Origin of the sequence: Croceicoccus sp. Ery5, from assembly GCF_020985325.1 — a bacterium.
In the GTDB taxonomy this organism is placed as follows: domain Bacteria; phylum Pseudomonadota; class Alphaproteobacteria; order Sphingomonadales; family Sphingomonadaceae; genus Croceicoccus.
In genome coordinates, this window is record NZ_CP087587.1 from 1,915,889 (window position 1) to 1,940,492 (window position 24,604).

Genomic DNA, 24,604 nt, shown 5'->3' on the forward strand with positions numbered 1-24,604 from the left:
CGCTGAGACTGTTCCGCTACGCCCTACGGGGCTCCGCTACTCGGCCCATTGCCTCAACCGCGCTCATGCGCAACAACACCGCTTGGCTGCGATCCCAGCTGGGGGATAATGGATCTCACGACACCCTGCCTGGACGTAAAATAGAGTATGGGATGATTTATGGGTAACACTAAGAAGAAGCTTCCAGATGAGAAGCGACTATCAAAGGATGCATGGTTAAAGCATACCTTGAAAACAATTGGCGAGGTAGGCGTAGCGAATATTCAAATAGAATCTCTCGCAAGAGATTTAAACGTTACAAAAGGTAGCTTTTATTGGCACTTTAAAGACAAAGATTCACTACTAAGTGATGCTCTCTCGTATTGGTACGAAACCGCGACTAAGATAATTGGTCGTGCCGCCAATCGCAGCTTCACCGATCCCATGGACCGTCTACAATACTTGTTCAGTTTAGCCTTGAATCGAAGGTACGATGTCCCCGGAGGTCCGGTTGAACGGGCCTTGCAAGAATGGGCCCGGATTTCTGAAGCCGCGTCCGAAACAACCCAGCGAGTTGATCAGGAACGGATTAGGTTGATTTCCGAAGCCTACATCGAACTTGGGAAAAGCGAAGCCAACGCGCGTCGAACCGCAACTCTGGCTCTGGGTCAGATAATTGGGTTGAACGTTATTTTGCGCTCGCGACCAGGGGAAGATCATGCTGAATATGTTCAGGCATTTCAGAAGATGTTCCTCACCTGAACAGGGCAACGGTTCCGGCGTCCCTGCTCGCATGGTTGGATCGTCAGCAACCGGGTGGTCACGTCCTATCATGCGGTTCTCGATCAGGATGAGTGGCAATACCCCTCCCCTCTTTTATCGCCTCCCGGCTGGAGACGAAGTACCCATCCGGTGAAGGCCGCGGTAGCCGTGGCTATGTCGCCTTTGGTTTGACGATACGCTTTGCTGCGGCGTTGCGCCTGGCGACGATACGAGCGAGCCCGGCCTCGATCGGCAAGGTGTCGATTTCGTCGGGGTCGTAGCCATCGAGCCATTCGTTGATTTCGGCATGCTGCTCGTGCGTGGGATCGGACCTGATCTCCAGCATGTCGTAGAAGCCGGAGATTCCGCCGCAATCCTCGGGTGGGCACTCGCGCTCGCCACCGATGAAGCGGGGATAGGCGAGAGCCGGATCTCCCTGCCGAACATCGCTCAGGGTGAGCGTGTGCTGCCAGTCATCACCAAAGTCGTAGGAATACGCGATCGTGGTCATGCCGGGAGCGAGTACGTCGCGCAGGCGGATGCGCGCGGCAATCTTGCGCGGAGCGGTTCCCCAGTCGTCTTCCATCGGCAGGCCATAAGTCTGCCCGTCGATGCGCATCTCCCAGAGATGGTAATCGAACCATCCCATCGCGGCCTGGACGATGTCATGCAGGACCTTGAGAGTGACCGAGGTCGGCACTTCGACCAAGCGCCAGATCGGTGGATCGCTGTCCTCAAGCTCGATGCGCAGCGTTGCGATCTGCAGGAAACTGTCGATGGCCGTGGGCCTGTCTGTCGATCGGGCGGTCATGCCACCTGCGATAGCACTCCGGGCCGGACTTGCCAGTTCCAGGGAAGCAGTTCGTCGATCCGGTTGACCGGATGCTCGGCGATGCGCGCGAGGACATCGGCCAGCCAGGCCTGCGGATCGACATCGTTGAGCCGGGCGGTCTGGATCAGGGTATAGAGCACGGCGGCGCGCTGTCCGCCGCGATCGGAGCCGCAGAACAGCCATGCCTTGCGCCCCAGGGGTACGCAGCGCAGCGCCCGCTCGGCTGCGTTGTTCGTGAGGCAGATCCGGCCATCTTCCAGGAAGCGGGTGAAGGCCCCCCAGCGCCGAAGCATGTAGTTTATCGCCTTGGCCAGATCGTGGCTGCGCGAGAGCTTCGCGAGCTGGGCGGTGAGCCAGGCGTGCAGATCCGCCATCAGCGGTGCGCTGAGATCCTGCCGGACGGCGATGCGCTCTTCGGTCGCCTTGCCGCTCATGCCTCGCTCGATCTCGAACAGGGCATCGAGGCGCTGCACGGCTTCCAGCGCGATCGGATAGATCATACCGGTGCGCTCGCCACGGCTCTTCCTGCGCGCTGCAGCCTCGACGTCGGCGAGTTCGAAGAACTTGCGCCGTGCATGCGCGAAGCAGCCCGCCTCGACCACCGGCGCAGGCTGACGGCCGGGCGCGTAGAGCTCGTTGTAGCCACCATAGGCATCGGCCTGCAGAATCCCTGCCCAGGACGCCAGGTGCGCCCGAGGATGTTCGCCGCGCCGGTCGCGGGAATAGTGGAACAGGGCTGCGGGCGGATCGCTGCCGGCAAAGGGCCGGTCATCGCGGACGTAGACCCACAGGCGCGCCGTATCGGTCTTGCCCTTGGCCAGGACCGGCACGGTCGTATCGTCGCCATGCAGGCGCCGGGCCGCAAGCACGTGGGCTTCGATCCGTCGATAGATCGGCATCAGGGCGAAGGCCGCCGCGCCCACCTGGTCGGCCAGCGTCGAGGTGCTGAGCGCAACACCTTCGCGCGCGAAGCGCTCGGCCTGGCGGTTGAGGGGCTGGTGCTGGCCATACTTCTCGAACAGCAGCATGGCGAGGAAACTGGGCCCGGCCCATCCGCGCGGCACGACATGGAACGGCGCCGGCGGCTGCGTGATCGTCTCGCAATCCCGACAGGTGTCAATGGGCACCGAAGATTCCCTGGAAGTGGGCGTCTAAAATTCCCTATGTTGGCGGCGGGTTTGGTTCGGTGATCAGCCGTATGATGGATCGGGCGTAGCTTTCAGCGGAGGCCGCCCTTTGCGTTTCGGCGGAGGCGGCGGATTGATAGTGGCGGTGGTTCGGATATGATCTGGGACGAGCGCGGCATGCTCGCGCATGCGGTAGCTTGATCCTTCGATCTGGACGACGACAGCGTGGTGCAACAGGCGGTCGAGCAAGGCGGTTGCAACGACCGGATCGCCGAACACATCACCCCATTCGGCAAAGCCGCGGTTTGAGGTGAGGATCATCGCGCCCTTTTCGTATCGGGCATTGACGAGCTGGAAGAAGAGATTGCCACCGCCGGGAGTAACGGGCAGATATCCGATCTCGTCGACCACCAGCAGGGACGAACGGCAGAGGAAGCGTATTTTCTCGCGCAGTACGCCTTCGCGTTCGGCTTTGGCAAGGATGGCGACGAGATCGGCGAGCGGGATGAAGTAGACGCTTTTGCCAGCCCGCACGGCCTCGACCGCGAGCGCGGTGGCGAGATGGCTCTTGCCCGTTCCCGGCGGCCCCAACAGGTGAACGATCTCGGCGCGGTCGATGAAGTCGAGCCCTGCCAGCGTCATGATGCGGTTGCGATCGAGCGAGGGCTGGAACGAGAAGTCGAAGCTGGCGATCGTCTTGATCACCGGCAGTCGAGCCATGCGCAGCGCGGCTTTGATGCGCCGGTTTTCACGCAGGGAGAGCTCCTCAGCCAGTAGTTCGTCGATTGCTTCGATGCCACCGATCTGGCCCTGCTCGATGCGCCGAAGGGTAGCATCGAGCAGGGCCAGGGCTCTGGGCATCTTGAGGCTGACGAGGCTCTTGCGGATATTGTTGACCCGTTCCGATGCAGCCTGAAGCGTCATGGCCGGCCTCCTGTCGCAAGCTGGGCGCCGATCGCCTGGTAGATGTCGAGCGACCGCAATGGCACATGATCGCCGATACGCCCGATCGTCATTGCGGCGGAGCCGTGCGGGCGGCGCTTTCCGCTGCCGCCGGGGCGATGACTGCGATCGATGCGATATTGTTTTCGCCCTTCGAGTACAGGATGCTCGGCGACGACCGTGCCCAGATCGAGGATGCGGATCAGATCGGGCAGCTGCTGGACCTCGACGACACGGCGGGTGCGATCGGGCACGCTATAATAATTTCCGCCGATTGCCACGAAGCCGTCATGGCTCACGCGCCGTTCGAGCTTCAATACGGCATCGAAGCGGTGCTCGGGCAGGCGCTGCAGTTCGGGCTGTTCATCCGCGAAGGCCTCGGCGACAATGCGCTGCGTCGTGCCATGAACACGCACATTGGCGACGGTATCGAGCCATTCGATGAGCTGGGCGTTCAGATCCTCGAGATTGCGGAAGCGGCGCCCGAGGAAGAAGTCCTGACGGATATAGCTGAACGGCCGCTCTACCTTGCCTTTCGTCTTGGCGCGATAGGGTCGGCACGCACGAGGCTGGAAGCGATAATGGCGCGCCAATGCCAATAGCGACCGGTTGTAGATGATGTGCCCTTGGTCGTCTTCACCGGTAACCGCCGTTTTCATCCGGTCGTAGAGGATCTCGATCGGTACGCCCTCCAGCGCTTCGAACGCCTGGATATGACAGCGCAGCAGCGTCTGCAGATCCTGATGAAGAACATAGCGGGCGAACAAGAAGCGCGAGTGGCCCAGCACCAGGCTGAACAGCCACACGATCCGGCTTGTCGCGGGCTCATCGTCGAAGGTGACAACGAAGCGGGCGAAGTCCACCTGCGCCTGCACGCCTGCCGGTGTCTCGAAGCGGACCTCGAAAGGCCGGGGCTGCTGGTCGGGACGGATCGCGGCCAGGAAGCGCTTTACGGCAGTATAGGCCCCTTCGTAGCCCATCTCGCGTATCTCCCGCGTCAACCGCACCGCGCTCAGATCGGGAAAGGCCGCAACACGCTCCCGCAGATAATCGAGATAGGGCGCCAGCTTGCTCGGCCGCCCGATGCTGCGCGGGCCATAGACCGGCGCCTCGATCCCGCGCTCGATATATTTGCGGATCGTCTTGGGATCGCGCCCCGTGCGGCGCGCAATCGCAGTTATCGGCACGCCTTGCCGATGCAGTTCCAGTATCATCATGAGTTCTCCAAGTCGGACCATTGATGCCGCCTCCCCGTGAGGAGGCTATGGCATTGATTTTGCCTCTCCTCTTTCTGCCGGGGCTAGCCCCGGCAGAAAGAGGAGAAAGGATCAACAACCAGGGATTTTTCAAAGCCCATAATCAGGGAGAATTGCACGCCCAATGACAACAGGTGAACTTCTCGCGTACCGTCTGGATCACCTTCCACTGGCGGGGGATCACTTCGAGCGTCTCGGTCACATCCTCGCCCAGCTTCGACAAGCGCGCGCCGCCGCAGGACGGGCACGAACACGGTGCGGGAAGGACGACGCGCTCGCGCGGGAGATGTTCGGGGAACGGTTTGCGGCTCGGCCGCTTGCGCGCAAAGGCGGAGACATCGGCTGTCCTGGCTGCGGCGACTTCGGCGGCCAGGTCATCCTCGCAGGCATCGGCTTCGAGGTCTTCCAGCTGAAGCTCGAGCTGGTCGAGCAACCGACGGCTGCGCTCGGCGCTGGCGCCATATTGCTCGCGGCGCAGCTTGGCGATCTGCAGCTTGAGGTGGGCGATCATCGCCTCGGTCGCGCTCTCGCGGGCCCTGGCATTGGCGAGGCGTGCTTCGGCATCATCGACGCGTTCGAGCGCGGCGGACAGCAGCGCCTTGAGCGCTTCGACGTCGTCCGGAAGGGGCGATGTGACGGTGTCCATGACGGCCATGGAATCACAGATCGGCGCAGCATTGAAGCCGAAAATGCCCCGGGAAGTGAAGAAAGTGGCAGGTCTATCCGGCGCTCTGCGGGCGCCAGGAATATTGCGGGTTACGCCAGTCGATCCCCTCCAGCAGGCAGGACAATTGCGCACTGGTCAGCGAGACGATCCCGTCCTTCGCCGAGGGCCACACAAAGCGTCCCTTCTCGAGCCGCTTGGAATAGAGCGACATGCCGATGCCGTCGTGCCAGATGATCTTGATCAGCGATCCGGTCCGTCCGCGAAACACGAACAGGTCGCCCCCATGCGGATCGCGCTTCAGGCCCTGCTGGACCTGCAAGGCCAGCCCCTGCATCCCCTTGCGCATGTCCGTGTGCCCCATGGCGATCCACACCCGCGCGCCCGATGGGATCACCGTAGCGCCTTCAAGGTCGCGCTGACCAGTGCGGCGGGCGCCTCAGCCGAAATGCGAACGCTCCGGCCTTCGCCCAATTCGACGGTAATCACGGCGCACCGATCACAGCCGTCCGCCTTCTCGTCCTTGGCGAAGACCGCCTGGGCAAAGGTTGCCTCCACCATCGGAAGGGAGGCCCCTTCGCCTTGTTCGCGCCGCAGATTGCGTCGCCAAGTGTAGATCAGGCTGGTCGAAACGTCTCGCCGCCGGGCGACGTCCGCGACACATGCGCCCGGCGCGAAGGCCTCGGCCAAGATCTGGAACCGCTCTTCGTCCCGCCACCGACGTCGCCGCTCCGGCCCCGTCATCACCGTGATCTGCCCCATGCTGCGCTCCTAAGCTCGCTCATACGAGCGCTCTTAAGACCGGTCGTTCACTCACCGGACAAGGCGGGGCTCACCGGATGGGTACGAGACGAAGGAGCCGCGTGTCGTTTCAGCCAATGCAGCGTAGGAGCGCAATTGGAGAAGCGATGGCCTGCGTCACCGCGCCCTTTGGGGCATCGCAACACAGTCCATCGATTCCATCGCATTCATGCGCAAAAAAAGCGTTGCGCTTAGCCCGGTCGGGGAATGCTGAAGGCCGCATCACGACCTCATTTCAACATTCCACCCAACCAAGTGACTAGAACCTAATTTCCACGCTTGCACCTACTTCACGTGGGCGCTCATAAATGATGTATGCCCCGAGCGGACCCGGCGAAATCTGCTGAGCCACCGCTTCATTCGTAAGGTTCTTGGAGTAAACCCGGAATGTCAGATCATCATCTGGACTAATCCAGCCGATCTCGGCTGACAGCAGTTCATATGAATCCTGACCGAAAATGTTGAGGTAGTCGTAATAAACCTCACTCGAATGGAACAGGTTGCCGCCGATAAATGCTTCACCCTGGAACGCATCAAACGTGTAACGACCGCCCAACGTCAACGTGAATTCTGGCGTGCGGACAAGTTGATTACCCGAAACGTCCGCCGAGGCGACCATGTTCCCGCCACCGGGTTGAGGAATGAACACCTGCGCACTTTGAAACTCATCATATGTGGCATGCGTGTAAGCCAGTGCAGCTCTCAAGTTGAGTCCGCGAACGGGTTCTGCTGATAGTTCCAGCTCGCCACCGTAAATTTCGGCGCTCGCAGCATTTTGAAGAACGAAGGAATTGTCCGCTGCCCGCGCGGTAACTTGCAGATTGTCATAGGTATAATAGAAAGTCGCAAGGTTTGCGCGCAACCATGGCAATGGATCGGATTTGATGCCGAATTCCAGTGCTTCGATTGTTTCTGGCTCGACGGCAACGTTCGAAGGACTGAACGTATTAAACGTGCCGCTCTTGAAGCCTGTGCCATAGGTTGCATAAAGGTTAAGGTCAGGCGAAGCTTCATACTGGACAGCCACCCGATAGGTGAACTTATCGAAATCTACCTCTGCATCGGTGAAGAGCTGATTCCCGTTAATCCGTTGAGAAAATTTTCGAGTTTCAGTGGTGAAGCGTCCGCCCAAAGTTAGCGAAAGTCTCGGCGTCAACTCATAGGTTCCTTCAGCGAATGCCGCTATCGAAGAGTTCTTGACTTCAGGTTCAATCGTGATCGGCGTAACAGGCGTCGCCGTATCCTGGCGATTGATCAATATGAGTGGTTGCTCGCCCTCAAGCTGGTAATAGTAAACGCCAGCAGTCCAACTTAACGGACTGGCATTGTCCGAAATCAGACGAAGTTCCTGCGTGAATGTGTCGGGCTTTACCCGCATGTTCGTTTCACCAAGGAGGATGTTGGTGGCATCGGAATCTGCGATCTGATGGACGCGCGTCTTCATATAAGAACTAGTCGATTCAAGTATGACCCCGCCCAGATCAATCTGCCCCTTCAGCGCAAGATCTAGGCGGGTGAATTCCGACAAGCCCGGTGTTCCAAAGGCGAAGTTCGAGATTTCCCAAGGCTCGTCAGAGATGATTGCTCCGGCAAATTGTGCGCCACGGGTGTTGCCTTCAAAAGGCTGGGCGGTCGCCGCAGTTTCTTCGTGCGTATCGACGTAGGCAACCGTCAGAACGAACTCTGCATCGTCGCTGGGTTGAAACAGCAGCTTGGATCTGATGGAAGCAATTTCCGTATCGCCGACTGTGCCTCCGCTGACCAAGTCAGTCGCGTATCCATCTTGATTTCGGTACAGTACCGCCAGATCGGCGGCGATCGAGTCTGTCAACCCGCCGGTTGCATAGGCGCGGATGTCGAAATTGTTCGAGTCTTCGCGCAGTCGGCCCCAGCTTCCCCTTACCCAGGCCCGTGGCGCGAACTGCGGATCCGGCGTCACGACGTTAACCAAACCGCCGGTCGCATTACGACCGAATACCGTACCTTGCGGTCCGCGTAAAACCTCTACCCGCGAAACTTCGACGAGATCAATCTGTGTCGAATAAGGATCGCCTTGGTACACCCCATCTACATATACGGCGACGTTCGATTCATCACCCACTGAGGTGCCGCTGGATCCTACGCCACGGATACTGGGCTGCATCACGTTCTGATTGCGCCCGCCATTGAATCCGGGCACAAGCTGGTTGAGTGAACGGACCTGCTCGACGCCGGATGTCGTCAGCGCTTCGGTAGAAACTGCCGTCACCGCGACTGGCACTTCCTGCAGGCTTTCCTCACGGCGAGTGGCGGTAACGATAATCGTCCCATTGCCTTCCTCAGCCTGTGCATCGGTCGCTCCTGCGGCCTCGCCCGCTTGATCCTCAGATGCACCCTGCGCAAAAGCTGCGGCCGGGCAGAGCAAAACCGGCAGCGCAGCCGCCGTTGCTAAAAGATGTACTTTCATAAAAACCTCCCCATTTGGTATAATAAAACTAGCAATATATTCCTGTATTACTCAGAAGAAATTTTATTGCCTTGCTTCCTCAAAAAATCTCTAGCCAGTTTCCCGAGCGTCTTTTTGTCCGGCTTGCGTGCGGGCGTCTTCGGCAGCTCGTCAAGCAAGACGATTGCTCGCGGTATTTTGTAGCTGGTCAGATGCTCCGCGCAGTGACTCAAGAGTGCCTCTTGGGTAATCTCAGCCCCTTGATCGATAGCTACAAAAGCAAACGGCACTTCACCCTTGCGATCGTCAGGCACTGAAATCACAACTGCATCAATGACCTCCGGGAGCTTTGAAAGCACCTCCTCGATCTCGCTGGGATAGACATTGAATCCCGCAACAATGAGCATGTCCTTTTTGCGGTCGACGACTGTCAGAAAACCATCCGAAGTCAAACATCCGATGTCCCCGGTGGGGAGCCATCCGTCATCTGCGCATGGTGGAAGGCCCATGTATTGCTCGATGACACGTTCTCCGCGGATTAGGATTTCACCGATCTCATTTGCGCCCAGCCGCTTGCCACTTCCATCGAGCGCGGCAATGGCAACTTCGATACCGGGCAATGGGAGGCCAGCAGTGCCGTACTTGTGCGAGCCGTCGAGTGGTTGCGCCGTCAGCGGGCCGCCTTCTGTCATGCCAAATGCCTCGAGGATCGGAAGGCCGGTCTTGGCCTCCCAACGCAGAAGGGTTTGTCGAGAGAATACCGAACCGCCACCCGGGCACAGCCACAGCGCAGATAAGTCGGCATCAGGGGCTGCAAGGAGTCCCTGATATATAGCCGCCGGACCACCGCTGAAGACGCTGACCATGTGCTTTTCCATCAGACCTGCCGTGACGTCTGGCTGGAAGCGCGGAACGATTACGAGGGGAGCGCGCCCATAAACAGGATTGAAGCACCCCATGTGCAGGCCCCAGACATGGCTGACGGGGGCAACATTAAGCCAGACTTCTTCGTATAGGCGAGTAGGCCAAGCGGTTTGCATTGCCTTGATGCAGCTCATTTCCGAGCTTTGGGTGCGCCGGACACCCTTCGGTGCGCCCGTCGATCCACCCGTAAACATGATTATACAGGGACTTTCACCCGTTATTTCGAGTCCCGGCCGCTCTGGCGGCGTTTCCAGCAACTGCTCGATTGCAATGTCGCCCTCGCCCACGATCGCTAGTGGCTTGCCAATGCTTCCGGCGGCGGCACCGGCGACCGTGGCGTTCCGTCCACCAGCCAGAACGAGATCTGGCTCCGCAATCCCGAACAGCACCCCCAGTTCGCGCGGCGTATATTCGGCATTGGCCATCGAAATCTCGGCACCAGCGCTCAATGCAGCGAAAATGGCGACGTTTGCTTCGATTGAATTCGGGATGGAAATAGCGACACGGCCTGATGGCGGGACAATCTCGCCAATGCGCGCAGCGAGACCTGTAACCGCAGAACCGAACTGCGCGTATGTGAGCCTTCGATCTCCCTCAATCAGTGCCAGCTTTTCAGGACAAGCTTCTACCGCGTCCCAGAACATGGTCACGACATCACTATATTCTTCGCGCAGGAAAGCTGGATCGCCTTCACTGAGGCGACGAAGTATCTCGGACCTGGTTTTCGACATCTGCATAAATACCATCTCGCCGGAAACTGTTAAGCATTTGGCGGTTAAGAAATACGGCTAGCAAGGATTTCGATTGCGACGGAGAAATGCGCGTATTTGGTCCAGAAACTGATCCTCACGCTCTAACTGGACCCAATGGCCGCATTGACCATAGACATGCATCTCGGAGCGCTTGAGGTGTTCGTGCATTCGCACTGCAACATGCAATGGAATCATCTTGTCTTCGCGGCCGTGCAAGATCAGCGTTGGCGCATCGATAGCTTCCAACTGCTCCAGGGGAATGCCCTTGACGATTCGTGGACCTTTCGGTGCTTGATCAGCGCCAGGCTGCAGCTTGCGGATTGTCTCTTTCCCGCTGGCGATCTCCGCCACACGCAGGCGCGCGGCCACTGCCTCGTCGGTAACTATTGACGGGTCGTATGGGAATGCCTTCATCATAGCGCGCATGGCGTCCATGCTGGGCTCGAAGGATCGGCTGTCCGCCAGTCCCTGCGTCTGCTCAAACTCACCAGCCGGTGTGCCCATAAGAATAAGCGAGCGCACCTTGTCGGAATGAAAAGCCATCATTCCCAGCGCGAGGGCACCACCGAAGCTGTTGCCGACCAGCGTTACGCGGTCGAGGCCAAGGGCTTCTATAAAGCCCGCCAGATGCCGCGTCCACAGCTTGATGCCCGGCTTCTCCCCTTCAGGCAGTTGGCTAAAGCCGAAGCCCACGATGTCGGGGGCCAGAACCCTATGCGTTTCCCCAAGCTTTGGCAGGATTCCTTGCCAGTTTTGCCAGGCGGTCACGCCAGGACCCGAACCGTGAAGGAGGATTACGGGGTCACCTTCTCCACATTCGTGATAATTTGTCTGGATACCGTCGACGTCTTTCGACAACCCGATATCGGGAAGCTCCGTATTACCGGGCATACCTCTCTCCAAAGCAGCATTTCGCCAAATTCTTCTTCCTTGTCTGTTGTGAGGGACCTTGGAATATGTCAATACGCTGGAGTATGGACGGTTGATTTCAAATAGACAAAAAACCAGAGGGTGAGAATTGATGAGAAAACTTTCGGGCCAAACAGCGTTAATCACCGGCGCGGCTTCAGGTATCGGCAAGGCAGTGGCGATGCGTTTCGTCGAGGAAGGAGCGAATGTCGTTGCGTTGGATCGCAATGCCGACGCTCTCGCGGATCTGTCGGCTCAATTGGGGGATCGGTGCTCTGTCCTCGCTGGAGATTGCACAAAGGCTGCGATCTGCGAAGCGGGCGTCGAACTTGCGCAGGAAAAATTCGGAAAACTGGACACCACGATAGCGAACGCCGGCGTTTACGACTGGTACAAGCGTATAGATCGCATGAAAATGGAAGACGTGGAGGCAGCGTTCGAGGAATTGTTCCGAATTAATGTGCTGTCGACTTTGCTCTTGGCGCGAGCTTCCGCAGATGCGTTGCGGAAATCCATGGGCTCTCTAATAGTGACCTGCTCTAATGCTAGTTTCAGAGCTGGCGGCGGTGGCACATTGTACACTGCCAGCAAGTTCGCACTGCGGGGCATAGTTTATCAACTTGCTTATGAATGGGCGCCGCAAATCCGCGTTAACGGCGTTGCTCCTGGCGGGACTGTCACGGGCCTTTCGGGATTGGACGCACTGGAGAGCGCATCGCGTCGTCTCGATTCCGAAAAGCGCACAGTTGAAATGGTAGCGAAGGCATCGCCACTGGCAAGGGCGGCAGAGGCGGAAGATCATGCCGGATGCTATGTGCTTCTCGCGTCACCTAGAGATGGAGTAAACCTAAATGGAACGATCCTGGTCAGCGATGGCGGATTGATCTCGCGAATGGGTTAGGCCGAGCGCGTCAGGTCTTCTTACTTCGCTTCTCGCGAACCTCGCCCCCTGGCATTCGCAAAGCATCGGAAACTGCCTCTGCCGCTTCAACGATACGCGGAAAGAGCGTCAGCAAATCCTGTTCCGCTTTCTCGGGATCAACGTCGTTGCAGACCTCGGTGACTGACACAGCCGCCAACAGGCCGGTCCTGCCCCGTATCGGCACCGCGAGACAGCGTAGCTCTGGATACATCTCCCCTCGATCCATCGCCCATCCCTGTCGGCGTACGCCGTTGATTTCCTGTCTCAGGTCGTCGACATCGAATATTGTGTTTTCCGTAAGAGGGACGAAATCGCCCAAGGCAAGATAGTCTTCAAGCCTGTCGCGTTCCAGTTGGGCAAGCAGGGCCTTGCCAATCGCTGTGCAATAAGCCTCGAGCTCGATCTCCTCCCGAGAAGGAGACTGTCGGCACCCGGATTCGGCCTTGACCAAATAGCGTACAAGATTGTCACGAAAGACGCCCAGATGCGCCGTGCGCCTGCAAGTCTTGGCGAGGTCTGCGATAACGGGCCGGGTCGCAGTGGTAATAATCGAGTCGATATTCGCACGTGCCGCTATTTCCACGCTGGCGATGCCGAGAGCGTATAGTCCTCGACGTTGCCGGATTACAAATTTGCGTTCGACCAACGGCCTCAAAAGCCGGTGAGCCGTAGAAACGGGAATGCCAGTATGTTCGCAGATTTCCCTTACCGTCTTGGGCGTCGACGAAAGGCAACCGATCAGGTCGAGTATTCGCTCGACTACCGACGTGCTGGATGGATCGTCCACCTTGTCGCTCCTCTCACAGAGTGAGACTCTAGACCCAAATTGCGGCCCGTCAAGCTTGGCAGGGTGCCAAATGATAGCGCACAGACAATATCATAGATTGAAGACGCCGTTTTCAAACCGTGCCGGATTCGCTGACTGCTCAGATTGGACGGGCGGTGAATTGCTCGATGGTGGCCAGGAGACGAGATCGGCAAAAGATACAAGGGCGTTTCGATGCGCACGTTTGGGAGAATTTAAGGCAATGCCACTCGAAAGTTCAATAATATCTTCACTGGGTGATGAACTCTATGGCGCTCTGATCAAGGGCCAAACGGTTTCCAATCTGAGGGATCGCTATCCCGAGATCGATATTGTCGACGCCTATCGCGTCCAGGAACGAATGATCGCGCGCCGTCTGGAAGCTGGCGAAAAGATCATCGGCAAAAAGATCGGCGTTACCTCCAAAGTGGTGCAGGAAATGATCGGGGTGTTCGAGCCTGATTTCGGACAATTGACCGATCGAATGCTGGTTCCCGATTGTGCCACGGTAGATCACAAATCACTCATCCAACCCAAGGCCGAAGGCGAAATTGCGTTCATTCTGAAACATGATCTCAACGGGCCTGGCGTGACCGCCGCCGATGTACTGGAGGCGACCGAATATGTCACTGCCTGTTTCGAGATCGTCGATAGCCGCATTCAAGACTGGGATATCAGAATTCAGGATACAGTCGCGGATAACGCCTCGTGCGGAATATTTGCGATAGGGACCGAGCGGATCGATCCGCGTCAGATCGATCTGGCAAAAGTGGCCATGACAATCGAGTGTAATGGAGTCGAGGTTGCGAGCGGGATCGGCGCCGCTGTTCAGGGTTCCCCTCTTAACTCTGTCGCCTGGCTCGCCAATACGCTTGGCGAGCTTGGAATGCCGTTCAGGGCGGGCGAAATAATCCTTTCCGGAGCACTCGGTCCGATGATCGACATATCCAGCGGTGACACGCTGCAACTTAACCTCAGCGACGGGCTTGGGTCCTGTCGCATGACTTTTTCTTAGCCAATCGCGTGCTTCGGCAAGGATAGCAGCGAGGTGACAGACCTCGGCGCACTCTAGTGACAAAGTAAGGATGCTCGGATGGACAAAATTAAATGCGCAATAATCGGGCCGGGGAATATCGGCACCGATCTGCTTTACAAACTGCTTCGTTCCGAAGTTCTCGAACCCGTTTGGATGGTGGGTATTGAGGCCGGCTCCGAAGGTCTTGCCCGCGCGAAGGAACTGGGCCTCAAGACCACTGCTGAAGGGGTTGACGGGCTGGTGCCTCACGCGATCGAGGATGGAGTGAGCATCGCGTTTGATGCGACTTCGGCCTATGTCCACGCCGAAAACAGCCGAAAGCTGAACGAGCTGGGCATTCTTATGATCGACCTTACGCCCGCCGCCCTGGGCCCCCTTTGCGTTCCCCCGGTCAATCTCAAGGATCTGGCAGGCCGTAAGGCAATGAACGTCAACATGGTGACATGCGCGGGCCAGGCCACGATTCCGATGGTCGCCGCCGTCAGCAATGTTCAAAGCGTGGATTATGCCGAGATAATCGCAACGGTCGCGTCGAAGTCGATCGGAGTGGGTACTCGGAAGAATATCGACGAGTTCACGCGCACCACTTCTGCGGCAGTCGCGAGAGTGGGAGGTGCAGCGCAAGGCAAGGCTATCGTGGTCGTCAATCCGGCCGAGCCTCCGCTGATGATGCGTGACACCGTCTATTGCGAAACGGTCGACGAGCCGGATCAGGAAGCGATCACCGCATCCGTGCACGAGATGATTTCCGCTGTGCAACAATATGTCCCTGGCTACCAATTGAAGAACGGGCCAATTTTCGAGGGGCGCAAAGTCTCGATCTTTCTGGAAGTGCAGGGACTTGGCGATTTCCTCCCCAAATATGCGGGAAATCTAGACATCATGACTGCCGCTGCAGCGCGGACGGCCGAAATGTTTGCACAAGACATCCTTGATGGCCGACTTGAACTCTCACCATTGAAGGAGAACTCATGATGACACTCGAAGAACAGGTCAGGGGTAAAAAGCTCAAGCTGCATGATATGTGTCTGCGCGACGGCATGCATTCCATGCGGCATCAGATCACGCTGGATCAGATGGTCGATATCGCTTCCGGGCTTGATGACGCAGGGGTGCCGTTGATCCAGGTCACTCACGGTGACGGGCTGGGAGGATCATCCCTGAATTACGGTCGCGGGCTCCATTCGGATAGCGAATACATCTCGGCAGTGGCCAAGGTAGTTAAAAAGGCGACTATCTCGGTACTCCATGTTCCGGGCATTGGCACTCTGGATGAGTTGCGGATGGCCGCCGATTGCGGGGCAAGATGTGTTCATGTCGCCTCGCATTGCACCGAAGCCGACGTTACCGAACAGCACATTGGCCTGGGACGGGAACTTGGGCTTGATACAGTCGGCTTTCTCATGATGGCGCATATGACGCCGCCCGAGCACCTGGTTGAGCAGGCGCTTTTGATGGAAGGGTATGGAGCAACAACAATCTACTGTGTTGATTCGGCAGGCTACATGCTGCCTGATGAAGTTACCGATCGCATCACCATCCTTCGAACAGCTTTGCAGGACGAAACCGAGATCGGGTTTCATGCTCATCACAATCTCGGGATGGGAGTCGCCAATTCGCTGGCTGCTGTGGCTGCGGGCGCGGACCGCATCGACGGTTCGGCTGCCGGGTTGGGTGCTGGCGCTGGCAATACACCGCTCGAACTGATGGCTGCCGTCGGAGAGCGATTGGGCATCGAAACCGGGGTGGATCTGTTTAAGCTGATGGACGTAGCAGAGGATCGGGTTTTGCCGATCATGCCTCAGCCGCCCCGTGCGGACAGGGATTCCATAACGCTCGGTTTTGCAGGGGTCTACTCAACCTTCCTGTATCAGGCCAAAGAAGCCGAACGTAAGTACGGCTTGTCTGCACGTGATATCTTGATGGAATTGGCCCGCAAGAAAATGATCGGGGGTCAGGAGGACATGATCGAAGACACCGCGCTCTCGATGGCGAAGGAACGCGATCTAGTTTGACGATTCAAGCACTGCGAATCAGAACGAAGTTACGAAAGGCGTTGCTGTCGCTCCTTGTCGGGGGGCCAAGTTGGACGAGAAGTCCTCGGACCCACGCGACAAGGAGCGGACAACGTCATCACAGCAGGCTTTGCTAAAAACTCTGCCTGGGGTCCGCATTGCCTCGCCTGAAATGCTCCCGGCAAAGCTGCCGTTGCCTCATCTAAACTGCTCCCGGCCAATGCCGGGAGGGAACGATGCGGAAGGTGAGCATGGCGACGCGGAGGGAGTTGATTGAAGCAGTCGGCGAGCGGTATCGCTCGGCCGATCGCGCGAGCAAGGGCAAGGTTCTCGACGAATTCGTCGCGATCACAGGGTTCCACAGGAAGCATGCAATGCGGCTCTTGCGGGCGGAGCCGTTGACCAAGGAAACGACGCGACCGGAGCGCAGGATTTACAACGAGGCGGTGCGCGGATCGTTGCTCGTGTTGTGGGAGGCCAGCGACCGCCTGTGCGGCAAGCGGCTGCGGCCGCTTATCCCGATTCTGATCGAGGCGATGGAGGGCCATGGCCGCCTTGATCTCGATCCGGCGATCAAGGCGAGGTTGTTGCAGATGAGCCCGGCAACGATCGACCGTGCTCTGCAGAGTGCGAAAGGGAACAGTCAGAAGGTCCGGCGGCGCGGTGTGGGCGGATCGGAACTGCGTCGTAGCGTCCCGATCCGGACGTTCAATGACTGGGGCGATCCGGCGCCGGGGCATATGGAAGCAGACCTGGCATCGCACAGCGGCCCAGTGGCGAAGGGGAGTTGGGCGTGGACGCTTACGCTGACCGACATTGCCACGGGCTGGACTGAATGCGCGCCGTTGCTGGTTCGCGAGCAAACATTGTTGGTGGAGGTCCTCAAGGAGCTGCGCAAGCTGATGCCGTTCCCGTTGCTGGGATTTGATTCCGATAATGACAGCGTGTTCATCAATGAAACCGTGCGCGATTACTGCGCGACGACGGAAGTCGCCTTTACCCGCTGTCGCCCCTATCGGAAGAATGATCAGGCCTGGGTCGAGCAGAAGAACGGTTCGGTTGTGCGTCGTCTGGTGGGCTATCGCCGGTTCGAGGGGCTGGAAGCAGCTGGGTTGCTCGCCGAGTTGTATGCGGCGGCGCGTCTGTTCGTGAACTTCTTCCAGCCTTCATTCAAATTGGCGGAGAAGCGCCGCGACGGCGCCAAAGTCCACAAGCGTTATCACCCTCCCGCGACGCCGTTCCAGCGCTTGATGGACGACCCGCGGACCAGCGAGCAGACGCGCGAACGGCTACGGGACCTGGCAGCCAGACTGGATCCGGTTCGACTGCTGCGAGACATCCGCACTGCTCAGCAGAAACTGGTGGTCCTGGCCGACGCCGTCGTCTTGGCAGATCCGAACGAAACGTCACCCCCACCGCTGGGGGCGTTCCTCTTGAGCCTGAAAGCTTTATGGCAGAATGGCGAGGCGCGGCCCACTGCCGTTGATAAGACGCCGCGCAAGCGAGAGCGGCGCCGGCCGGATCCACTGCTTCAGGTTACCGACCAGTTGAAGGCCTGGTTCGAAGAGGAGCCTTGGCGTACCGAGCGGGAGTTGCTGGAGAAATTGCAGGCCCAGCAGCCGGACATCTACCCAGACGGCCTCCTGCGGACTATCCAGCGCCAACTAAAAAGCTGGCGTACCGAACACGCGCGCGCAGTACCCATCCGGTGAGCCCCGCCTTGTCCGGTGAGTGAACGACCGGTCTTAAGAGCGCTCGTATGAGCGAGCTTAGGAGCGCAGCATGGGGCAGATCACGGTGATGACGGGGCCGGAGCGGCGACGTCGGTGGCGGGACGAAGAGCGGTTCCAGATCTTGGCCGAGGCCTTCGCGCCGGGCGCATGTGTCGCGGACGTCGCCCGGCGGCGAGACGTTTCGACCAGCCTGATCTACACTTGGCGACGCAATCTGCGGCGCGAACAAGGCGAAGGGGCCTCCCTTCCGATGGTGGAGGCAACCTTTGCCCAGGCGGTCTTCGCCAAGGACGAGAAGGCGGACGGCTGTGATCGGTGCGCCGTGATTACCGTCGAATTGGGCGAAGGCCGGAGCGTTCGCATTTCGGCTGAGGCGCCCGCCGCACTGGTCAGCGCGACCTTGAAGGCGCTACGGTGATCCCATCGGGCGCGCGGGTGTGGATCGCCATGGGGCACACGGACATGCGCAAGGGGATGCAGGGGCTGGCCTTGCAGGTCCAGCAGGGCCTGAAGCGCGATCCGCATGGGGGCGACCTGTTCGTGTTTCGCGGACGGACCGGATCGCTGATCAAGATCATCTGGCACGACGGCATCGGCATGTCGCTCTATTCCAAGCGGCTCGAGAAGGGACGCTTTGTGTGGCCCTCGGCGAAGGACGGGATCGTCTCGCTGACCAGTGCGCAATTGTCCTGCCTGCTGGAGGGGATCGACTGGCGTAACCCGCAATATTCCTGGCGCCCGCAGAGCGCCGGATAGACCTGCCACTTTCTTCACTTCCCGGGGCATTTTCGGCTTCAATGCTGCGCCGATCTGTGATTCCATGGCCGTCATGGACACCGTCACATCGCCCCTTCCGGACGACGTCGAAGCGCTCAAGGCGCTGCTGTCCGCCGCGCTCGAACGCGTCGATGATGCCGAAGCACGCCTCGCCAATGCCAGGGCCCGCGAGAGCGCGACCGAGGCGATGATCGCCCACCTCAAGCTGCAGATCGCCAAGCTGCGCCGCGAGCAATATGGCGCCAGCGCCGAGCGCAGCCGTCGGTTGCTCGACCAGCTCGAGCTTCAGCTGGAAGACCTCGAAGCCGATGCCTGCGAGGATGACCTGGCCGCCGAAGTCGCCGCAGCCAGGACAGCCGATGTCTCCGCCTTTGCGCGCAAGCGGCCGAGCCGCAAACCGTTCCCCGAACATCTCCCGCGCGAGCGCGTCGTCCTTCCCGCACCGTGTTCGTGCCCGTCCTGCGGCGGCGCGCGCTTGTCGAAGCTGGGCGAGGATGTGACCGAGACGCTCGAAGTGATCCCCCGCCAGTGGAAGGTGATCCAGACGGTACGCGAGAAGTTCACCTGTCGGGATTGCGAGACGATCACGCAGCCGCCGGCGCCGTTCCATGTCGTGCCGCGCGGATGGGCCGGGCCCAGTTTCCTCGCCATGCTGCTGTTCGAGAAGTATGGCCAGCACCAGCCCCTCAACCGCCAGGCCGAGCGCTTCGCGCGCGAAGGTGTTGCGCTCAGCACCTCGACGCTGGCCGACCAGGTGGGCGCGGCGGCCTTCGCCCTGATGCCGATCTATCGACGGATCGAAGCCCACGTGCTTGCGGCCCGGCGCCTGCATGGCGACGATACGACCGTGCCGGTCCTGGCCAAGGGCAAGACCGATACGGCGCGCCTGTGGGTCTACGTCCGCGATGACCGGCCCTTTGCCGGCAGCGATCCGCCCGCAGCCCTGTTCCACTATTCCCGCGACCGGCGCGGCGAACATCCTCGGGCGCACCTGGCGTCCTGGGCAGGGATTCTGCAGGCCGATGCCTATGGTGGCTACAACGAGCTCTACGCGCCCGGCCGTCAGCCTGCGCCGGTGGTCGAGGCGGGCTGCTTCGCGCATGCACGGCGCAAGTTCTTCGAACTCGCCGACGTCGAGGCTGCAGCGCGCAGGAAGAGCCGTGGCGAGCGCACCGGTATGATCTATCCGATCGCGCTGGAAGCCGTGCAGCGCCTCGATGCCCTGTTCGAGATCGAGCGAGGCATGAGCGGCAAGGCGACCGAAGAGCGCATCGCCGTCCGGCAGGATCTCAGCGCACCGCTGATGGCGGATCTGCACGCCTGGCTCACCGCCCAGCTCGCGAAGCTCTCGCGCAGCCACGATCTGGCCAAGGCGATAAACTACATGCTTCGGCGCTGGGGGGCCTTCACCCGCTTCCTGGAAGATGGCCGGATCTGCCTCACGAACAACGCAGCCGAGCGGGCGCTGCGCTGCGTACCCCTGGGGCGCAAGGCATGGCTGTTCTGCGGCTCCGATCGCGGCGGACAGCGCGCCGCCGTGCTCTATACCCTGATCCAGACCGCCCGGCTCAACGATGTCGATCCGCAGGCCTGGCTGGCCGATGTCCTCGCGCGCATCGCCGAGCATCCGGTCAACCGGATCGACGAACTGCTTCCCTGGAACTGGCAAGTCCGGCCCGGAGTGCTATCGCAGGTGGCATGACCGCCCGATCGACAGACAGGCCCACGGCCATCGACAGTTTCCTGCAGATCGCAACGCTGCGCATCGAGCTTGAGGACAGCGATCCACCGATCTGGCGCTTGGTCGAAGTGCCGACCTCGGTCACTCTCAAGGTCCTGCATGACATCGTCCAGGCCGCGATGGGATGGTTCGATTACCATCTCTGGGAGATGCGCATCGACGGGCAGACTTATGGCCTGCCGATGGAAGACGACTGGGGAACCGCTCCGCGCAAGATTGCCGCGCGCATCCGCCTGCGCGACGTACTCGCTCCCGGCATGACCACGATCGCGTATTCCTACGACTTTGGTGATGACTGGCAGCACACGCTCACCCTGAGCGATGTTCGGCAGGGAGATCCGGCTCTCGCCTATCCCCGCTTCATCGGTGGCGAGCGCGAGTGCCCACCCGAGGATTGCGGCGGAATCTCCGGCTTCTACGACATGCTGGAGATCAGGTCCGATCCCACGCACGAGCAGCATGCCGAAATCAACGAATGGCTCGATGGCTACGACCCCGACGAAATCGACACCTTGCCGATCGAGGCCGGGCTCGCTCGTATCGTCGCCAGGCGCAACGCCGCAGCAAAGCGTATCGTCAAACCAAAGGCGACATAGCCACGGCTACCGCGGCCTTCACCGGATGGGTACTTTGCGCCAGTTGGTAAGCGAACTGCGTGTCGAATGGCGCGAACTCGATACCAGGATCGAGGCGTTGAACGGCGAGTTTGTCGAGCTAGCGCGTAATGACCCCGCTGCCCGCCGGCTTACATCCATCCCCGGCGTCGGGGTGCTGAACGCAACTGCCCTGATTGCAGCCGTGGGCGATGCTAGCAGCTTTGCCAAAGCCCGAGACCTGGGTGCCTGGCTCGGCCTGGTTCCCCGGCAACATACCACCGGTGGCAAGCCGCGACTTCTCGGCATCTCCAAACGTGGCAACACCTACTTACGCACCTTGCTCATCCACGGCGCTCGGGCAGCACTGCCCTCACTGGCGCGCAGCGACACCCCGCTGGGACGTTGGCTGACTGGAATGATCGAGCGCGGCGTCCACCGCAATGCGGTCGTTGTCGCGCTGGCCAACAAATTGGCACGGATCGCCTGGGCGGCCCTTCGCAAGGAAGCGAGCTTCGAACGCGGCTATCCAGTCGCGGTGTAACCGGATCGGCCGCATGCACCTGCGTGCATAGGCCAACGATGTTTGCAGGAAGGATCGTGAAGATGGCCTGACAGTCGATCGGCGTCTGGAAAGCCCGGGCAAAAAAATGGCACTTGCTGCCGGTGTCTTTATTGTGGCTCCAGACGTGCGGATGTCCATCTTGGCCATGGGCTAGCCCATGAGGCCGTATACGTTGACGCAGACTGATCAGAGCATTTCAGAATCCCCCTTGCAGACGGGGCGGGCCATACGTTTTTTACGCGTGATCCCGGGGCGCTGGAAGAAGCGGTGCACCGTGCCGATCCCGACCGACGTGCCGCGCTCCATCAGCCGCGCCTGGACCTCGACTAGGGTTATGTCACCCTGCTCAGCAATCAACTCCCGGATGAAGCCGCCATGCGCCTCGATCTTGCCCGAGTGCCGGTCATCGCCTCGCGGTTTTGCAACTGCCTGACTAAGCTCAAGTGCCCGTTGCCGCCAGCGGATCGCGCTCGATGCGCTGACCTCAAAATGCATCGCAGCCGCACGGCAGCTCATGCCCCCATCAATCGCAGCAATAACTCTGTCTCGAAGGTCCTGTGAAAGCGTTCGTGCCATCCAAGCTGGCCTCCTGCCACCAGCAGGTAGCGTGAATCACATCAGCGCAGCAATGGGAATCCCCGTTGAGTCAGATCGTGTGGAAACCGCTCTAATGGCCGCACTCGCGGGAATTCAGCCCGAAATTTTCACCTTCGTATTCACCTGCGTAGCGTCGCAAACGCTTCCCGCTCCAGGGCTTCGCGAAAGTCAGGGTGCGCGATGCCAATGAGGGCCTTGGCGCGCTCAGCCAGCGACAGGCCGCGCAGGTTCACTACGCCATATTCGGTGCAGATATACTGGACATCGTTACGTGGCGTTGTCACAGGGCCGCTGAGGCGCGCAACGATACGCGAGGCGGCGCCGTTAGCAGCCGTGGAGTGGCAGGCGATAATGGATTTCCCGCCCTTCGACGCCGAAGCTCCACGCACAAAATCGAGTTGCCCTCCCGCCGCGCTGAATTGGCGGCCGCCAATCTGCTCAGAATTGCAGGCGCCTTGGAGGTCGACTTCTAGGGTCGCGTTCACCGAAACCACGCGATCGTTCTGGGCGATCACCGCTGGATTGTTCACGTAGTCGACAGGATATGCCTCAACCATAGGATTGTCGTCGAGAAATTCGTAGAGCGCCCGGTCCCCCATTGCGAAAGTGAAAACAGTCCTCCCTGGACAAACGGCTTTGCGGCTATTGTCGACCACGCCCCGCCGTATGAGCTGTGCGAGCCCCGGAGCCATTAATTCAGTATGCACCCCGAGCTGGCGGTGGTCCACTAGCGCGCCGCAAACCGCGTCAGGCAAGGCGCCGATGCCCATCTGAAGGCAAGCGCCGTCCTCGACCAGTTCGGAGACTAGCCGTCCGATCGCAACATCGACTTCGTCTATCGCGGCGGGAGGGAATTCTAGAAGCGGAACCGGATTCTCGACCAGGGCAGTCACACGATTTATAGGGATGCGGCAGTCGCCCCTTACTCGTGGCATGGCGGGATTGACCTCCAGGATAACCTTCCGCGCACTGCGCGACACAGCCAGCGCATAGTCGGTGTTGGTGCCTAGGTTGAAGTAGCCGTCTTGGTCCATCGGCGCCACGGTCGTCAGCAGCACGTCGACATCCACCTGCTGACTCAGTACGTTGGGCGCCTGGCTGAAGGCAGTGGGCACGAGGTCGACCGGCGGTGTTTCTTTTTCTTCCGCGTCCGCGTCCAGCCTGCGCTCATTCGCGCTATGGAAAAGGCTAACGGGCCGGATGCGGTCGCGAAGTTCGGTGCGCAGGACCGTCTCCGCATTGGCGGTGGAAAGGAGATAGTAGAGCGATAGGCCGGACACCTCTTGGGCCGCAGCGCGATCAGCCAACGCGCGCAACAACGCTGGCGGTTGGGCCACCCCCATCCCCATGGCGATCTTCGCGCCAGAGGGGATCGACCGCACTGCCGCTTCTGGCGTCGTTCGCCGGCGCGAAAAGGCCTCGTCGAAACGGTTCACCCTTGCCTCCCAGATGTCGCGGCACCGGCTCCAATGCCTGCGAATCGACTCATTGCACCATTACGAAACTGGAGCTCCGCTTGATCTGGAACCTCGGGCAGAGCCACCTCCGTCACCGTCGAAGCCAGCTTGGCGGAATTCAAGTCTCGTGCGAGCCGAGACCATGCTGCGAGTCTAACGGACTTCGGCGTATCGACGGAATCCATCCCGGCGAGGGTGATATTGCGAAGAATGAAAGGTGCGACTGAGGCCGGCAAATCTCGACCCTGTGCTAGTCCGCAAGCTGCGACAACGCCCCCATATTTAGTTTGAGCCAAGACATTGGCGAGAGTGTGGCTACCGACGGAATCAATCGCGCCTGCCCATCGTTCGGGTGCGATTGATTTGCCCGGCGCAGACAATTCGGCGCGATCCAATATTTCTGCTGCGCCTAGTGACGTGAGATAGGCCGTCTCAGAGATGCGTCCGGTGGATGCCAGAACGCGACAGCCAAGAGCCGAGAGGATTGAAATGGCGATGGAGCCAACGCCGCCGTTCGCGCCTGTCACCAGAATGTCGCCTCGATCAGGCGTCAGGCCACCGTGCTCCAGAGCAAGGACGCATAGCATCGCCGTGTAGCCCGCCGTGCCGATAGCCATCGCCTCGCGAGTGGAGAAAACCTCTGGCACCGGGATGAGCCAGTCCGCTGGAACGCGAACCCTTTGGGCATAGCCGCCATTGTGCGGCTGGCTTAGCTCCCAGCCAATCACGAGGACGCGCTCTCCCGGCTTGAAGACTGGCGAATCCGAAGTCTCGACGATTCCGGCGAAGTCGATGCTGCCGATCAATGGATACCCCTGCATGATGGGCGCCCGGTCCGATAGTGCGAGGGCGTCTTTGTAGTTGATAGTCGACCACTGCACAGCAACCGTCACGTCTCCTTTGCCGAGATCGTGCGCGTTCAGATCGACCAACTTCGTCGATTGACTCCCTTCGATTTTGTTAGCCAACAGCGCTTGCACAGTCATCGAG

Annotated in this window: 22 protein-coding genes and 3 pseudogenes; 11 read left to right on the forward strand and 14 right to left on the reverse strand. The window is 59.8% G+C overall.

Features of this window, described 5'->3' with window-relative positions; translation table 11 throughout:
• Positions 1-159: 159 nt before the first annotated feature.
• Positions 160-741 carry a TetR/AcrR family transcriptional regulator gene (locus tag LOZ74_RS08950; RefSeq protein WP_230293764.1) on the forward strand — a complete coding sequence of 194 codons (582 nt, stop codon included), beginning with the start codon at positions 160-162 and terminating at the stop codon, positions 739-741.
• Between the two features lie 172 nt (positions 742-913).
• Here LOZ74_RS08950 and LOZ74_RS08955 read toward each other — a convergent pair whose 3' ends face one another.
• The 10 genes and pseudogenes from LOZ74_RS08955 to LOZ74_RS09000 all read right to left on the reverse strand — a co-directional run bounded on the left by LOZ74_RS08955 (position 914) and on the right by LOZ74_RS09000 (position 11,355).
• Positions 914-1,552, reverse strand: a complete 639-nt coding sequence (locus tag LOZ74_RS08955) for a plasmid pRiA4b ORF-3 family protein (RefSeq protein ID WP_230290957.1) — start codon at positions 1,550-1,552, stop codon at positions 914-916.
• A pseudogene (locus LOZ74_RS08960) lies at positions 1,549-2,688 on the reverse strand (IS66 family transposase); the annotation flags it as partial. The pseudogene LOZ74_RS08960 and the gene LOZ74_RS08955, both read right to left, overlap by 4 nt.
• 75 nt (positions 2,689-2,763) lie before the next feature.
• The gene (istB, locus tag LOZ74_RS08965) at positions 2,764-3,624 is read right to left on the reverse strand and encodes an IS21-like element helper ATPase IstB (RefSeq protein WP_230290947.1); all 861 of its coding nucleotides are present in this window, start codon (positions 3,622-3,624) and stop codon (positions 2,764-2,766) included.
• Positions 3,621-4,880 carry an IS21 family transposase gene (gene istA / locus LOZ74_RS08970; protein WP_230290948.1) on the reverse strand — a complete coding sequence of 420 codons (1,260 nt, stop codon included), beginning with the start codon at positions 4,878-4,880 and terminating at the stop codon, positions 3,621-3,623. The genes istB and istA overlap by 4 nt, the downstream gene beginning before the upstream one ends.
• A 148-nt stretch (positions 4,881-5,028) precedes the next feature.
• A pseudogene (locus LOZ74_RS08975) lies at positions 5,029-5,544 on the reverse strand (IS66 family transposase zinc-finger binding domain-containing protein); the annotation flags it as partial.
• Between the two features lie 73 nt (positions 5,545-5,617).
• Positions 5,618-5,959, reverse strand: coding sequence for an IS66 family insertion sequence element accessory protein TnpB (gene tnpB, locus LOZ74_RS08980; protein WP_370638815.1), 342 nt, complete (start codon positions 5,957-5,959; stop codon positions 5,618-5,620).
• On the reverse strand, positions 5,956-6,324 hold the full coding sequence (locus LOZ74_RS08985) for a transposase (RefSeq protein WP_230290949.1): 369 nt from the start codon (positions 6,322-6,324) through the stop codon (positions 5,956-5,958). The genes tnpB (LOZ74_RS08980) and LOZ74_RS08985 overlap by 4 nt, the downstream gene beginning before the upstream one ends.
• A 298-nt stretch (positions 6,325-6,622) precedes the next feature.
• Entirely contained in the window at positions 6,623-8,809 is a 2,187-nt protein-coding gene (locus LOZ74_RS08990; RefSeq protein ID WP_230290950.1) for a TonB-dependent receptor, read from the reverse strand.
• A 47-nt stretch (positions 8,810-8,856) separates the two neighbouring features.
• On the reverse strand, positions 8,857-10,449 hold the full coding sequence (locus LOZ74_RS08995) for a class I adenylate-forming enzyme family protein (protein WP_230290951.1): 1,593 nt from the start codon (positions 10,447-10,449) through the stop codon (positions 8,857-8,859).
• A gap of 51 nt (positions 10,450-10,500) precedes the next feature.
• On the reverse strand, positions 10,501-11,355 hold the full coding sequence (locus LOZ74_RS09000; RefSeq protein ID WP_230290952.1) for an alpha/beta fold hydrolase: 855 nt from the start codon (positions 11,353-11,355) through the stop codon (positions 10,501-10,503).
• A gap of 130 nt (positions 11,356-11,485) precedes the next feature.
• Between LOZ74_RS09000 and LOZ74_RS09005 the strand changes: the two genes are divergently transcribed.
• Positions 11,486-12,274, forward strand: coding sequence for an SDR family NAD(P)-dependent oxidoreductase (locus LOZ74_RS09005; protein WP_230290953.1), 789 nt, complete (start codon positions 11,486-11,488; stop codon positions 12,272-12,274).
• Between the two features lie 10 nt (positions 12,275-12,284).
• Here LOZ74_RS09005 and LOZ74_RS09010 read toward each other — a convergent pair whose 3' ends face one another.
• Positions 12,285-13,082, reverse strand: coding sequence for an IclR family transcriptional regulator (locus LOZ74_RS09010; protein WP_230290954.1), 798 nt, complete (start codon positions 13,080-13,082; stop codon positions 12,285-12,287).
• Positions 13,083-13,323: 241 nt separating this feature from the next.
• Here LOZ74_RS09010 and LOZ74_RS09015 point away from each other — a divergent pair, with 241 nt between their 5' ends.
• The 9 genes and pseudogenes from LOZ74_RS09015 to LOZ74_RS09055 all read left to right on the forward strand — a co-directional run.
• The gene (locus LOZ74_RS09015) at positions 13,324-14,115 is read left to right on the forward strand and encodes a fumarylacetoacetate hydrolase family protein (RefSeq protein ID WP_230293854.1); all 792 of its coding nucleotides are present in this window, start codon (positions 13,324-13,326) and stop codon (positions 14,113-14,115) included.
• Positions 14,116-14,193: 78 nt separating this feature from the next.
• The gene (locus LOZ74_RS09020; protein ID WP_230290955.1) at positions 14,194-15,111 is read left to right on the forward strand and encodes an acetaldehyde dehydrogenase (acetylating); all 918 of its coding nucleotides are present in this window, start codon (positions 14,194-14,196) and stop codon (positions 15,109-15,111) included.
• The gene (dmpG, locus tag LOZ74_RS09025; RefSeq protein WP_230293855.1) at positions 15,111-16,151 is read left to right on the forward strand and encodes a 4-hydroxy-2-oxovalerate aldolase; all 1,041 of its coding nucleotides are present in this window, start codon (positions 15,111-15,113) and stop codon (positions 16,149-16,151) included. The genes LOZ74_RS09020 and dmpG overlap by 1 nt, the downstream gene beginning before the upstream one ends.
• Before the next feature lie 236 nt (positions 16,152-16,387).
• On the forward strand, positions 16,388-17,863 hold the full coding sequence (locus LOZ74_RS09030; protein WP_230290956.1) for a transposase: 1,476 nt from the start codon (positions 16,388-16,390) through the stop codon (positions 17,861-17,863).
• A 70-nt stretch (positions 17,864-17,933) separates the two neighbouring features.
• Positions 17,934-18,302 carry a transposase gene (locus LOZ74_RS09035; RefSeq protein WP_230290949.1) on the forward strand — a complete coding sequence of 123 codons (369 nt, stop codon included), beginning with the start codon at positions 17,934-17,936 and terminating at the stop codon, positions 18,300-18,302.
• Positions 18,299-18,640 carry an IS66 family insertion sequence element accessory protein TnpB gene (gene tnpB / locus LOZ74_RS09040; RefSeq protein WP_370638815.1) on the forward strand — a complete coding sequence of 114 codons (342 nt, stop codon included), beginning with the start codon at positions 18,299-18,301 and terminating at the stop codon, positions 18,638-18,640. The genes LOZ74_RS09035 and tnpB (LOZ74_RS09040) overlap by 4 nt, the downstream gene beginning before the upstream one ends.
• 73 nt (positions 18,641-18,713) lie before the next feature.
• The gene (locus LOZ74_RS09045) at positions 18,714-20,363 is read left to right on the forward strand and encodes an IS66 family transposase (RefSeq protein WP_230293856.1); all 1,650 of its coding nucleotides are present in this window, start codon (positions 18,714-18,716) and stop codon (positions 20,361-20,363) included.
• On the forward strand, positions 20,360-20,998 hold the full coding sequence (locus LOZ74_RS09050) for a plasmid pRiA4b ORF-3 family protein (protein WP_230290957.1): 639 nt from the start codon (positions 20,360-20,362) through the stop codon (positions 20,996-20,998). The genes LOZ74_RS09045 and LOZ74_RS09050 overlap by 4 nt, the downstream gene beginning before the upstream one ends.
• Before the next feature lie 34 nt (positions 20,999-21,032).
• Positions 21,033-21,539: pseudogene (locus LOZ74_RS09055) on the forward strand (IS110 family transposase); the annotation flags it as partial.
• A gap of 207 nt (positions 21,540-21,746) precedes the next feature.
• Here the strand turns inward: LOZ74_RS09055 and LOZ74_RS09060 are convergent.
• The 3 genes from LOZ74_RS09060 to LOZ74_RS09070 all read right to left on the reverse strand — a co-directional run bounded on the left by LOZ74_RS09060 (position 21,747) and on the right by LOZ74_RS09070 (position 24,600).
• Complete coding sequence (locus tag LOZ74_RS09060; RefSeq protein ID WP_230290958.1) at positions 21,747-22,136, reverse strand: IS630 transposase-related protein; 390 nt, start codon at positions 22,134-22,136, stop codon at positions 21,747-21,749.
• Between the two features lie 140 nt (positions 22,137-22,276).
• Positions 22,277-23,593, reverse strand: a complete 1,317-nt coding sequence (locus LOZ74_RS09065; RefSeq protein WP_230290959.1) for an acetyl-CoA hydrolase/transferase family protein — start codon at positions 23,591-23,593, stop codon at positions 22,277-22,279.
• Positions 23,590-24,600: an MDR family oxidoreductase gene (locus LOZ74_RS09070; protein ID WP_230290960.1), complete on the reverse strand. Its 1,011-nt coding sequence runs from the start codon at positions 24,598-24,600 to the stop codon at positions 23,590-23,592. Before LOZ74_RS09070 ends, LOZ74_RS09065 begins: the two co-directional genes overlap by 4 nt.
• Positions 24,601-24,604: the final 4 nt, after the last annotated feature.